Raw genomic sequence first — 12362 nt, forward strand, 5'->3', positions numbered from 1 at the left:
GGGCGGTTTACGCTGCCCACTTCCGCCGGTTAGCCGCAAAGTCCAACACCAGCGCAAACACATTATCGCACTTGGTTTTAAAGGTCATGCGGTCATAACTATCGGGTAAATCCTTATCCAGCACATCTTCAATGGCGTTTTTCACCGCCAGTTGCGTTTGGCTGTCTTTCCACCAATCTTGCACCAACACTTTGGGGTGTTCCTGTAACAAGCGGATCAGCAGGTCTTTCGCCGCCAGTTTCACCCGCTGTTCTTCCGTCTGGGTGAGTTTGTCTTTTTTCAGCAAGTCGTACAGTTCCAGCTCATCCTCGCTCAAGCCTTCGCGCACATGGCGTTCATCCTCGGTTTGCATCGCTTGGGTGAAATGCACCAAATCGTCAAAATAGTTGTCGGCGGATGAACTGCCTGCATTGTAACGCTCGATAATCGCCTGCAAGCGTGCCGCAAACGCCACCCGTGTCACGTTTTGCGCCATCATGTTATGCAATTTGGCTTCAATGAATGCCCGCATATCCGCAATTTCGATATTTTTGTACAGCGCCACCGTGAAATCTTCGCGCAGCTTGTCGAAATCAATCTTGCTTAAATCCCATGTGCGCCCTTTTTGGATAATGCGGTATTCCGCGCTGTATTCACGCTGGCGAAACTCGTCGGCATCATCCACCACCACGCTTTCATCCAGCAATTCGGCAATGCGCTGGCTGACGGCTTCAATATCTGCACCTTCTACCAAGCTATCCATCACCCCGCGTAAGTATTGAATGGCGGCAATATCCAGCCGTGGTGCTTGCTGGTAAATCTCTGGTTTGCAGGCTTCGTACAAGGCAGCCACGGTGTTGTCGTAGACGTTGAAGGCTTTGCGCCATTCTTCATTGCCCAGCAAAATGTCGGCAAAAGTGTTGAATTTCGCAATATTTTTGAAAGTGTCTTGCGTACCTAGTACAGCATTCAGGTCAATGTCACGCTCACGGCAAAAGGCCAGCGTTTGGGCAACCGCATCATCCAGCAACACCAATAATTCGGTTTTTTCCTGCACTGGCACGGTTTCACCCGTGTCGCCTTGCGCGTAATCTTTCAACGCCTTTTTCATGTTGCGGAATACGTTGTAGTAATCGACGATTTCACCGTGCTGTTTTTCCACGGGTTTGCCGCTGTACCCCTGAATGCTGTAAGACGCGACGCGGTTGGCACGGGCGATGGTTTGCATCAAGGTGTGGCCTTTCATCGGCTTGTCGAGGTACAGCGTTGAAACGGTGGGTGCATCAAATCCGGTCAGCCACATGGCGCACACAAATACCAGTTGCAACGGGTGTTCAGGGTCTTTGAAATTGTGCTCAATGTCGTGACCGTTGGCATCCAACTGGTCGAGCCGCGTAATGTGCGGTTTTATGTCAAGCTTTTGCTGGGTGAAACGCGCTTCATCGGCTTTGGGATCGCTGATCACGACCGCCATTTCTACCGACTTCATCCATTCCAGCCGTTTTTTCAGGCGGGCTTTTTCAACTTCATTGGTGGTGGTATTGATGCGCCCGCGCAGGTTTTTCAGTTCGGCTTTCCAATGCTGCTGCACCTTGTCGTACATGGTCACGGCGGTGAATTTATCGACGGTAATCACCATGCCCTTGCCGAGATAGCCACGTTGTGGGAAGTGGTACACGATGTCTTGTGCAATCGTATCTAGCCGGTCGTCGCGTTTGATCACTTCCATTTCGGTGGCGAATTTGCGTTCCAGCTTGTCCTGTTGCGCCGCATCCAGATTTTCATCCTCCAGCAAGGCACAGAATTCTTCGCTCAAATCCTCATTCTGAATCAACACCTTGGGGACGCGCTTTTCGTAGAACAGCGGCACGGTGGCTTTATCATCCATCGCTTGTTGGAAGTTGTATTCCGAGACGTAACCGCCGAACCACGCGCTGGTTTTACGCTCCTTACCCAACAATGGCGTACCCGTGAAAGCAAGGAAATGTGCTCCCTTGAGTCCGGCACGCATGTTTTCCGCCAGATTTTGGTATTGGGTGCGGTGCGCTTCATCCACCATCACAATGACTTCGCGTCCGCCGTTGGGGTCAAACAGGCGCGGGTAGGCTTTGCCCTTGTCATAGCGGAATTTCTGGATCAGGGTGAACATCACCTTTTTGTTCTGCCCCAGAAACTTGCGCATTTCTTCGGCGTTGCTGGGTTGCGCGGCATCCTCTTTTTGCACCGTGCCGGTATTCAGGAAGTTGCGGTAAATCTGCCCGTCCAAATCCTGCCGATCCGTCACCACCACAAAGCTGAAATTGCCGCTGACCTTGCGGAAAATTTTGCGCACGTAAAAAATCATCGAAAAACTTTTGCCCGACCCTTGGGTGTGCCAAAACACCCCCAGTTTGCCATCGTGCTGCTCACGTTGCAGGAAACGCTGATAAGCACTGTTCACCCCCAGAAACTGATGGTTTTGCGCAATGATTTTGGTGTTGCCCTTGTGGTAGATCACGAAGTTTTCGACGTAATCCAGCAAGCGGCTGCGTTCGCACAAGCCCGCGATGGCGTATTCCAGCGATGTGCCTTGCGCTTCGATTTGCGGGCGGTTGACCACTTCTTTTTCATCCGCCACCCGCAACCAGTGGAAGAAATGTTCCCAACCGGCAGTAAAGCTGCCCACGCGGGTTTCCAGCGCGTTGGAGAGAATGCAAAACGCATTGCAGTGGAACAGTTGCGGAATATCGTGCAGGTAATCCGTCAGGTTGCCATCAAAGGCACTGCGGAGTTTAACGTTGGAGTTTTTCAGTTCGATGAACACCAAGGGCAAGCCATTGACGTACAAAATTACATCCGGGCGGCGGTATGCGGCTTTGGGGGCTTGCCCCAGTGACTTGATCCACAATTGCGCCACGGCGAGGTAGCGGTTATTGGCGGGTATGTTGAAGTCGATCAGGCGCACGAAGTCGTGTTGTTTCACGCCCTTGGCATCTTCAAAAGTGACGGGTACGCCATCGCGGATAAACTGATCGAGTTCCTGATTGGCTTTGAGCGGGGAAAGCGCGATACGCCGATCCATCAGCTTTGCCACCACTTCGGTGATAACGCTGGCGGGAATGTGCGGATTCAAGCGTTCGCAGGCTTCCCGTAAACGCTCGGCGAGAATCACATCGCGCTTGTCGCGGCGCTGCGAACCGTCGTTGAGATCATCAGGGTTAGCGGTGTGGCACACCAGTACATCGAAGCCGTGCAAGTGTTGCAGCTTTTGCAGCAATGCCTGCTCGATGTCGTCTTCGGATATAAAATTTCTTGCCATTTGCCCAGCCCCGTTTATGCGCCTGTATTTGGGGAAGTTTAGCGCAGATGTAACGCACAAGAATACAAAAGCACCTCTTTACGCAAACAAATTAACCGCCAACATTTCCGCTGCATCATTCAAACGGTCATCATTCGTCCAAAATTCGGTGCAACCGTAATACTGTGCCGTGGCAAGGATGCAAAGCATCCGGCGTTTTCAATCGAAAACGAGCGCGTAGCTGTAACGCTGCATCATAAATTTCATCCGTGATCGGCAGCATGATTTGCGCAGCTATAAAATCCTCAAACTCTTGGTAAAGCTCGACATTCTGATCGCGTAAGGGTTTGGTTAACACCTCCAACCGCAACAATGGCGAAACCGCAAGTTGGCAACCCGGTGACTGTTCCATCTTCTCCAGGATTTTCGGTCTAAAAACAGTGTGCTTCTCAATCAAGTAAATGACGATACAAGCATCCAGATAGATGCGCTGGCTCATTCATCACCCCAAGCATCACGATTTTCCCGGATAGTTTCTTCCATTGCCGCTGGATTTCCAGCCGGACGCTGTTGGTAACGTGGAGATTTCAGCAAAGCCAATACAGCCGCCACGTCACCTTTACGCGCTGCCCAAATAGAGTGGGGAAGTTCACTGAGCTTGCCGGGAAGTAAGGTCAAAATCACACGGGTGGGCTGTGTCACCTTCAGGTTTTCCAGCAAATGCACCGTCCCATCAGGATGAATAACTGCTTCAATTGCTTGTAACATAACGATTCCCCTCTGTGTTTATCATCTCAACAAGTGTAACTCATCTTTCTCCCTATCGCCCATTTTGCGGGAGAGTTAGATCTAGGCTATCTTTGGATGCATCGACGGCGGCAACTGCACCGCCAAATCCGCTACCGCCAACTTCCCCTTACTCCCCGACTACTGTTAGCGCGTAAGCTAATAAATCCTCACCGAAATGGGCTTTAGACAGGCGCAGAATATCAATGTAGGGTGCAAGCAATGGAATGATGCCTTGATGCTTGGCTTCGATTAGCACACCGAGACTACCGATAATTTTGACCTGATTGATCTTCGCCACTTTGCGTCCTGCTTTTTCATCAATCAGCAAATAATCGGCGTGAAGGTTTTTGTATCACGCCAACTCCCGTGCCAACATCTCAATTTCTGCTTGCAGCTCGTCGGTGCTTTCGTAGGTCTGCGGCTCGATGCCCCGTTGACGGCATTCGTATAAAAACTCATAGCGGTCTAGGTCGCCGACAAATTCAGCGGCAGCACTGGCGGAAAAACGCCCCTGACGGTACAAGTCGATGTCGGTATTCAGCTTGAGCAGGCGCACAAGCTCGGTGGGTGATTGAAAGATCAAATACTTTTCTGGAATATCGAGTGTCAGTTGCATGATGCACCTCTGCTAACGATGTTTGATGTCATACTAGCACGAAACCGCTTCGAGTTCATTTCTGCAACCGCTGGTTGCAGAAATGATAACCCTCACCCCAACCCCTCTCCCAGAGGCAGAGGGGCTAAGAAAAACAAGCTCTTACTCCCCCTCTACCTCTGGGAGAGGGGGTTGGGGGGTGAGGGTCTTTCACACATTTTCCCGCATCGACGGCGGCAACTGCACCGCCAAATCCTCCACCGCCAACTTCCCCGAAATCAAACGCGGCAACAACGCATTCTTCGTCTTCGCCAGCATGTTATTTATCTGCGTGAGACGTTGAATTTCTTTAAACATGGAGCATGTCAGTATGTGGTATTGATCTCTTAAGGGAACCTCTAAAAACCCGGCGTATTGCAACGGTTAGCGTTGGTCTATCGACATTTTGTTAAAAAAACACCAACCCATCTCAATTTTTAGCACACCAAGCCACAATCAGGTGGTTTTTCCGCATTTTTGCTGTTTTTTCGGGAATTTCTCCATCAAATGGGCACAACTCCGCCCTCTTTGAGTGAACAAAGCCGCCGCAAGTTATACACGGTTGCCTTAATGCTGAGGCCGAATACTGCCCGTGCCAACCCGATGCTGCGGATGGCTTTGCCTCCCATCGCACAGATTGACCCAAACACATGCTCAACCCGTGCGCGGGGTCTGGCGATGCGGGTGTTGCGGCGCTTCTGGCAGTCGGATTGCGGCTTGCCTTTCTTGGCTTTGTGCTGGATGTGTAACCGCCAGCTACCTTGGTTGAGGCGTTGTTCACGGGATTGGTCTTCGTAACCTTTGTCCGCCCATACGTCACGGCTGGTGTTGGCTCGGTCAAGCACCGCTTCAAAATGGTTGGTGTCATGTTCTTTGGCGGTGCTGATGTGGCGTTTGCGGATGAGTTTGTATTTCCGATCGGCACTGATACTGAGTTTGTAGCCGTGGTAACTTTTACCGTGTTTTTTCGTCCAGCTTGCTTCCGTATCCTTTTGGCGACGTTGGCAGGTGTCCAGTCAGCAGGTGTTGCCGCTTGTTCCAACAGCGCTTTTTCTTCTTTGTGGAAATGTTGTTTAGGGGCTTCCACCAGCGTGGCATCAACGATTTGACCACCACGGGCAATAAAACCGTGTTGTTGTAATTGCCGTTGGACGGCATCAAACAGGGCATCCGCACCACCTGCCGCACTGATCCGTTCACGGAATACCCACAAGGTATTGGCATCCGGGATCGTGCTGGAATGACGCAGGCCACAAAACCGTTGGAACGACAGCCGGTCAAGCAATTGGTATTCCAATGCCTCGTCCGACAGGTTGTACAGGTGTTGCAACACCAAGACCCGTACCATCAGTTCCGTTGGGTAGGGTGGACGGCCTCCTCGCTTGTCACTGGGGCGTGGGGCGATGTGGTCGATTTCTCCTGCCAAGGCGACAAAGTTGACGTGCTGGTTCAGGGTGGACAGCAGGTCGCCCTTGCGGTCGAGTTTCTGTTCACGCTCTTCGGCGGCAAACAGACTGGTTTTGATGGCACTTTTCTTGGGCATGGCTAGTAACGGGGCGGTGGCTCAGATGAGCATTTTCTCACATTTGTGTGGGTATCAGTGGGTTTTTAGAGGTTCCCTTAAATATTTAGGCGCACAAATAAATTTTAATCCAGAGAATTTCCCTTTACTAAGATTTGTCATTGTGGTTCCTGTGGAACCAAATGCATAAATGGTTTCTTTTAGTCCTTTAACAGTATAAAAAGCCCATTCCAAATCATTCTCATTTTTCAGAACAATACTATTAATCTGTTGATTTGTGCAGCAACGTTGCGTTGTAATGCTTGTTATTCCGCCTGTCCCGATACAACTAACACTGATTGCATTTTTTGGTAACATCTGTGACGGCTGTGAGTTTAACCCATCTTCTGTAAGATTTTCTTCCGTTTCATAAATAAACATATTTCCGTGCATATCTGGTGTTTTTATAAAATGTATATTGCCAAGGTAATACTTTTCATTGGATGTTAGAGGTGTCTTTCCTGTGATAATCTTTCCGAGCGAATCAACTCGTTGCAACTCCCATCCCTTCGGAATCCCCTTCTCAAACTCAGCGTCACGCCAGCCGGGGAAACGGAAGCGCACAAACCATTCGCGGTAGAGTTCTTCCGCCATGTTTTCCAGCAAGGCAATACGCCGCTTGTTGTTCTCAATCAGATCGTCGTAGGCGGAGAGAATGCCCGCGATTTTCCGCTGAGACTCAAGATCAGGCGCGGGAAAACCAATAGAAAGGAGCTTTTCGAGACTCATATTGTCTTGAGTTGTGCCTTGTGAAATTGATTGCATTTGCAACCGGAAGGTATCTAAACAATATTTCACATACTTTACATCGGCTTTTTTCTTGTTCGGCAAAAATCCAATGATGCTATCAGGAAAACAGGCTGGATAACTCAAAATAGCCGTATCAGCAATATTTGCGGCTATTGTTATACAAAGAGTACCTTTTTCCCACAGCTTACTTTGAGCCAGCCCCTTTTCATTGTAAGTTTGCGTATGTGATGTCACATAAAATGAACTGTGTTTCACATCACCAGTTTGAATAAATGGATATTTTCCACCATAAAGCTCTGGATCATTTCTTGGGCGATGTTTTGACTTGCCCCGATTAACAGTACCTAATTCGTTAAGTTTATAATGTTTCATTATCGCCCACCAAAATACGCAAGTTTCCTTGAATCAACTCATTTAAGCTGATTCCAGCTTTATTTAGTGAAATCAACTCGTCGTTCATGGCGATGAGGTCGGCGAGGAATTTTTCTTCGGTCTTGCCGTCTTCTTCGATGACCACGCCGACGTACCGCCCCGGATTCAGCGAGTAATCCTGTTCCTGTACCTCGGCAGGGGACGCAAGTTTGCACAGCCCAGTCACGTCTTCGTAACGCGCCGCCGGAAACCGTTCCTGCAACCAGTGGATGTGCTGAAAAGTGCTTTCCGCGCTGCTGACTTCCTTGTGCAATTGCTCCAACGCCGCTTTCAGTTGCTTGGTGTCGCGGTCAGTCCCCGCCCGTTTGCCTTCCGCTTTCGCCGCCTCCGCCTTGGCTTTTTCGTGGGTGCGGATAATCTTGTCGAGCTTTTTCAACCCCGCGTGCAAGCCCACAAAAAACGGATCAAACGTCGCCCGCAACTCGTGTTGCAATGCATTCATGGTATCCAGCGCGGCATCATCGCCCGCCATGTCTTCGGTGCGCTCCACGTAATCCTGATACGCCTGTTCCAACGCCGCTAAGCCCTGCCATTGTGCCAGCAAATCCTGTACTGCCTGCTTGCCCTGTTCTTCCGCCAACACCGCCAACAATTGCGCACTAACGGGTTCAACTTGCTGCTGATTTTCCGCCAACCGCGCCATGCCGTCGGCAAAATAGCCATCAATCAAACTCAAGAACTCGGCACGTTCGCCCTTGTGCAGCTTGCTGATAATCGCAATATTCTGGATTTGAGCCTCGGTAAATTCGCGGTGCGCCCGGTCAATCTGGGTAAAAATATTCCGCGCATCAATGAACAGAATCTTGTTATCCGCCTTCGCCTTGTCGAAAAACCACAAAGTCGCAGGCAGCGTCACGGTGTAAAACATGTTCGAGGGCAGCGTCAACATCGCGTAAATCAGGTTGTTATCCACCAGTTTCTGGCGCATGTCCGCTTCGGAATGCCGCGCATCACTCGCCGAATTCGCCATCACCAACGCCGCCCGCCCCTTGGCTTTCAACGAGGTGGCGAATAGGCTGATCCACAAATAATTGGCATTCGGCACGGTTTCCTTGCCCTGATCCACCTGCTTGAGCTTGGTCTTGTTGCGCGGGATGCCGTAAGTGTTGAAACGCGGGTCATTTTCCACTGTCGCCACTGGTACATCATCGACATTGAACGGCGGATTCGCCATCACGAAATCAAACTTGCCGAAGCCGTCAAACGGGTTTTCGCTGTAACTGTTCGCCAGCCGAATGTCGCCGCGCAAGCCGTTCACCGCTAGGTTCATCTTCGCCAGCTTAACGCTATCAAACCTGAGTTCGGGATAAGCCATCCCTCAATTTAGATCACAACCAATGCTGATGTTTTTAAATCCAGTGCTGGTTTTTTATCTTGATAGGCATATGACACCAAGCCAGCAATGATGTTAATCATATAGTTAGTGAGTGAACGGTGGCGTGAATGCTCAATTTGTGAAATATTTTTCAACTGATCATTGATGGTTTCGATGATGCTCCGTTTACGCAACATCAGTGTATCGAACGTGTCACGCGCCACGGGTTTCATGTTTTTCTTCAGCGAGGTAATCCATTCAACCCCTTGCTCTGCCAACGATTCTGTCAATGCCTTGGAAATGTAGCCACGATCACCAAAGACTTTGCCGACCACTTTTTTCAGCAACGTGGGAACGGGCTTACGGTCATCGGTATTACCCGAAGTAATGGCAAACGATAAAATATTGCCGCAGTCATCCACGACCAAATGAAGTTTGAACCCATAAAACCAGCCTGTTGACGATTTACCCCGCCTGCGTCTTTGCGAAAGGTGTGATGACGTGGAATACGCAAATTTTCACAGACTTTCAAGGGGTAGAGTCTATGAAGGCAATACCTCGCCCCGTTTCACAGCGTTGCTGCATAAACAGGGTTAGTGGCAAAAGAACACGCGGCATTAACTCAATAAAACGTTGATAACTAGGGAGTTGCGGGAAATGACCCTTAAGAAATACTTTGACATGACGCTCATAATACCACTTGAAAGTACGATACCCCACTTGGTGGTAATGCACCAAAATCGTCATGATTTCACTATCGCCAAGACCACTGTGGCGACGACGATGCCCGCCTTTCGGGGTCAATAACGTTTTGTTCCATTCGGGATGAAAGTCCTGACAAAAATCGTCAATGGCACAGAATAACCGTGTTAGCATCTCAGTAGCAGCCTTTGGTGGGGTCAATGTTGTGTGTGGTTACTCACATTCTCCCATGAAAGGCTGCGCCTTACCTTATCCCGAACTCAGGTTATCAAGAGTTTTTTCCTGCCCGTACACAAACAAGGAATTGTCTGGCGGCGGAGGGGCAGTTGTAAGGGCGGTTCGCGAACCGCCCCTACGGTGTTGCACAAAATGCTGGGACTGCACAAACATCCCGCCCGACCCACACGCAGGGTCATACACCGAGCCATGATGCGGCTCGATGATTTCCACCATCAGTTTGACCACCGAAGTCGGGGTAAAGAACTCGCCGCCCTTTTGCCCCTCACTCAAGGCAAACTTGCCGAGGAAAAACTCGTAGATTTTGCCGAACACATCACCACTGGCATCCAGCGGAATGTTGGAAAAGCTTTTCACCAAATCAAACAATACCGTGCGGCTTTCCGGGGTGCGGTTAAAGGAAAAGTATTCTTCCTTGGGCAACACGCCTTCCAGTTCCGGCTTGTATTGCTCGATCGCCTCCATTGCCAGCTTGATGGCTTTGGCAATGTCTTCCTGCCCTGGCAAGTTCAGCAAATGCTCATAACGCGCTTGTTCCGGCAAGTAGAAGCCGCATTTTTCCCGCGCAATCTCCGCCAACGATTTCTCGCGCCGCCCACCTTGCAAACGCTGGTATTCCGCCACAATATCGGCTTCTGCATGGCGGTATTTGTTATCGGCAAACTTGAGGAAAATCAGCCCCAGCACCGGGGTAGCGTATTCGCTGGATTTCAGCCCGGTATTGGCACGGAGGTTGTCGGCGGCAGACCAAAGGTCGGTTTCAAGCTGTTTGAGCTGTTCGGCATTCATGCGTGGGGGTACTTGTCTGAGTGGGAGAGCCGCGCATTATAGACCAAGCTAACCGTTTACCCGTAATAATCCGGTTCGTTGCCCGCTTTCCATTTGATATTGCACCCCAGTGAGGGTTTTTGCGCATCCGGTGGGTACATGTTGTCGAGCAAGCGATCCAGTGCATGACGCAAATCATTGCCGGTCACTGGCACATCCCCGCGCGGACGCGCATCGTCAAATTGCCCGCGATAAAATAGCTTATGCTCGTGGTCAAACAAGAATAAATCGGGTGTGCAAGCGGCTCGATACGCTTTGGCAACGGCTTGGGTTTCGTCGTACAAATACGGGAAGGTGTAACCGTGCTCGTGTACGGTTTCGACCATTTTTTCGGGGCTATCATCAGGGTAATTGGCGACATCGTTAGCATTGATGGCAACCACGGCGACCCCGCGTTCCTGATAGTCTTTTGCCAGTTGCGCAAAAACATCGCGGATCAAAATCACATAAGGGCAATGGTTGCAGATAAAAGCCACCAGTAACGGTTTGCCGGAAAAATCTTGTTTGGCGATGAGTTTGCCGCTGGCAGGTTCTAATAGCATGAAATCGGGGGCATCTGTGCCAAGTTCCAACATGGTGGATGGGGTGCGTGCCATAGCCGCCTCCTTTAATCTGACTGTGATGGTAGGGCAATCCGATTATACGCAAATTGCTACCGTATGTGGCAAATTCCCACGTTTTCTGTTTATACTCCGTTGCACTGCAATAATTTTGATGGGCGGAGGAATCAGCAATGGCGGCACGTTACGAAGACTTAGGCAATGGCATTTACTGTATCGACACGGATCTATACCGTCCGCAATTGGCGGCGTGTTATTTGGTGCGCGAAGGCGATGCGGCGGCATTCGTGGATACTGGTACTTATCACACCGTGCCCTTGTTGATGGAAGTGTTAGCGGATTTGGGTTTGAGTGCTGACCATGTGCGTTATGTGATTCCCACCCATGTGCATTTGGATCATGCAGGTGGGGCCGGTGAGTTGATGGCACGTTGCCCGAATGCGACGCTAATCGTGCATCCCAAAGGCACGCCGCACATGATTGACCCTTCACGTTTGCAGGCAGGTGCAACCGCTGTGTATGGTGAGGCTGGCTTTGCGAAAGATTACGGCAAGCTAGTGGCGATTCCTGCTGAACGTGTGGTGTCGGCGACCGATGGCTACGTTATTGATCTGAACGGACGTACCTTAACGTTTTACGATACCCCCGGTCACGCCAACCATCATGGCTGCATTTTCGATGCGCAGAGCCGTGCGTGTTTCACGGGTGATACCTTCGGCATTGCCTACCGCGAATTTGTGACAGAGCAGGGGGCGTGGATGTTTGCGCCGACCACACCCGTGGCTTTTTCCCCGCAAGAGTGGCATCAGAGTCTGGATAAGCTGGCAGCTTTACAACCGAGTGCGATGTTGCTCACCCACTATGGGCGGGTGACGGATGTGCAAGGTTTGTTGCCTAAATTGCGTGCAAGTATTGATGCGTTAAGTGCTTTGGCGTTGGAACAGCTCAATGCGCCAAAAGGGCGCGTTGAAACCCTAAAAGAGCAGGTGTTTTGCCTCTGGCTTGAAGAGATAGGCAAGCGTGGGGTTGACCTTCCCGAAGGGGATATGCGCGAATTGTTGGAGGTAGATGCTACCTTGAATGCGCAAGGCTTAGATGTGTGGTTGCAGCGTCTCGCTAAAGTGAAAACTTGAAGGATATTCAGGTAATTACGAATAACCTAGTAACAAAATCAACTAATTGCGATCTAGGTTATTGGTAAATTAAAATATTATAATATACTTTAAATATAAGCATTTATGAGGGCTTTTGATACAATTTTCTTATGATATGGAAGAAACAAACTCTTTGGTTTGTGC

10 protein-coding genes and 2 pseudogenes are annotated in these 12362 nt (G+C 50.1%); 1 reads left to right on the plus strand and 11 read right to left on the minus strand.

Annotated features, from left to right (window positions below):
- Positions 1-7 precede the first annotated feature (7 nt).
- The 11 genes and pseudogenes from L2Y54_RS05715 to L2Y54_RS05770 all read right to left on the minus strand — a co-directional run bounded on the left by L2Y54_RS05715 (position 8) and on the right by L2Y54_RS05770 (position 11100).
- The gene (locus tag L2Y54_RS05715; RefSeq protein ID WP_236500833.1) at positions 8-3277 is read right to left on the minus strand and encodes a type I restriction endonuclease subunit R; all 3270 of its coding nucleotides are present in this window, start codon (positions 3275-3277) and stop codon (positions 8-10) included.
- Positions 3278-3407: 130 nt separating this feature from the next.
- Complete coding sequence (locus tag L2Y54_RS05720; RefSeq protein WP_236500834.1) at positions 3408-3755, minus strand: type II toxin-antitoxin system VapC family toxin; 348 nt, start codon at positions 3753-3755, stop codon at positions 3408-3410.
- Positions 3752-4024, minus strand: a complete 273-nt coding sequence (locus tag L2Y54_RS05725; protein WP_202715569.1) for a hypothetical protein — start codon at positions 4022-4024, stop codon at positions 3752-3754. The genes L2Y54_RS05720 and L2Y54_RS05725 overlap by 4 nt, the downstream gene beginning before the upstream one ends.
- A 148-nt stretch (positions 4025-4172) precedes the next feature.
- On the minus strand, positions 4173-4343 hold the full coding sequence (locus tag L2Y54_RS05730) for a DUF3368 domain-containing protein (RefSeq protein ID WP_236500835.1): 171 nt from the start codon (positions 4341-4343) through the stop codon (positions 4173-4175).
- 54 nt (positions 4344-4397) lie between these two features.
- Entirely contained in the window at positions 4398-4661 is a 264-nt protein-coding gene (locus L2Y54_RS05735) for a UPF0175 family protein (protein WP_236500836.1), read from the minus strand.
- A gap of 521 nt (positions 4662-5182) precedes the next feature.
- Positions 5183-6222, minus strand: a pseudogene (locus L2Y54_RS05740) (IS5 family transposase).
- 54 nt (positions 6223-6276) lie between these two features.
- Positions 6277-7362, minus strand: coding sequence for a restriction endonuclease subunit S (locus L2Y54_RS05745; protein WP_236500837.1), 1086 nt, complete (start codon positions 7360-7362; stop codon positions 6277-6279).
- The gene (locus tag L2Y54_RS05750; RefSeq protein WP_236500838.1) at positions 7349-8692 is read right to left on the minus strand and encodes an HsdM family class I SAM-dependent methyltransferase; all 1344 of its coding nucleotides are present in this window, start codon (positions 8690-8692) and stop codon (positions 7349-7351) included. The genes L2Y54_RS05745 and L2Y54_RS05750 overlap by 14 nt, the downstream gene beginning before the upstream one ends.
- A gap of 53 nt (positions 8693-8745) precedes the next feature.
- Positions 8746-9613, minus strand: a pseudogene (locus L2Y54_RS21970) (IS982 family transposase).
- Between the two features lie 75 nt (positions 9614-9688).
- Positions 9689-10465 (minus strand): type I restriction-modification system subunit M, encoded by a 777-nt coding sequence (locus tag L2Y54_RS05765; protein WP_236500839.1) that lies wholly within the window; start codon positions 10463-10465, stop codon positions 9689-9691.
- A gap of 56 nt (positions 10466-10521) precedes the next feature.
- Complete coding sequence (locus L2Y54_RS05770; protein WP_236500840.1) at positions 10522-11100, minus strand: thioredoxin family protein; 579 nt, start codon at positions 11098-11100, stop codon at positions 10522-10524.
- 137 nt (positions 11101-11237) lie between these two features.
- Between L2Y54_RS05770 and L2Y54_RS05775 the strand changes: the two genes are divergently transcribed.
- Positions 11238-12197: an MBL fold metallo-hydrolase gene (locus L2Y54_RS05775; RefSeq protein WP_236500841.1), complete on the plus strand. Its 960-nt coding sequence runs from the start codon at positions 11238-11240 to the stop codon at positions 12195-12197.
- Positions 12198-12362 lie beyond the last annotated feature (165 nt).

Origin of the sequence: Thiothrix winogradskyi (assembly GCF_021650935.1) — a bacterium.
Lineage (GTDB): Bacteria > Pseudomonadota > Gammaproteobacteria > Thiotrichales > Thiotrichaceae > Thiothrix > Thiothrix winogradskyi.

Excerpts from the sequence above, each read along its gene's own strand:
- L2Y54_RS05715 (WP_236500833.1), bottom strand. The coding sequence starts at position 3,277 with ATGGCAAGAAATTTTATATCCGAAGACGACATCGAGCAGGCATTGCTG.
- L2Y54_RS05720 (WP_236500834.1), bottom strand. The coding sequence starts at position 3,755 with ATGAGCCAGCGCATCTATCTGGATGCTTGTATCGTCATTTACTTGATT.
- L2Y54_RS05725 (WP_202715569.1), bottom strand. The coding sequence starts at position 4,024 with ATGTTACAAGCAATTGAAGCAGTTATTCATCCTGATGGGACGGTGCAT.
- L2Y54_RS05735 (WP_236500836.1), bottom strand. The coding sequence starts at position 4,661 with ATGCAACTGACACTCGATATTCCAGAAAAGTATTTGATCTTTCAATCA.
- L2Y54_RS05745 (WP_236500837.1), bottom strand. The coding sequence starts at position 7,362 with ATGAAACATTATAAACTTAACGAATTAGGTACTGTTAATCGGGGCAAG.
- L2Y54_RS05750 (WP_236500838.1), bottom strand. The coding sequence starts at position 8,692 with ATGAACCTAGCGGTGAACGGCTTGCGCGGCGACATTCGGCTGGCGAAC.
- L2Y54_RS05765 (WP_236500839.1), bottom strand. The coding sequence starts at position 10,465 with ATGAATGCCGAACAGCTCAAACAGCTTGAAACCGACCTTTGGTCTGCC.
- L2Y54_RS05770 (WP_236500840.1), bottom strand. The coding sequence starts at position 11,100 with ATGGCACGCACCCCATCCACCATGTTGGAACTTGGCACAGATGCCCCC.
- L2Y54_RS05775 (WP_236500841.1), top strand. The coding sequence starts at position 11,238 with ATGGCGGCACGTTACGAAGACTTAGGCAATGGCATTTACTGTATCGAC.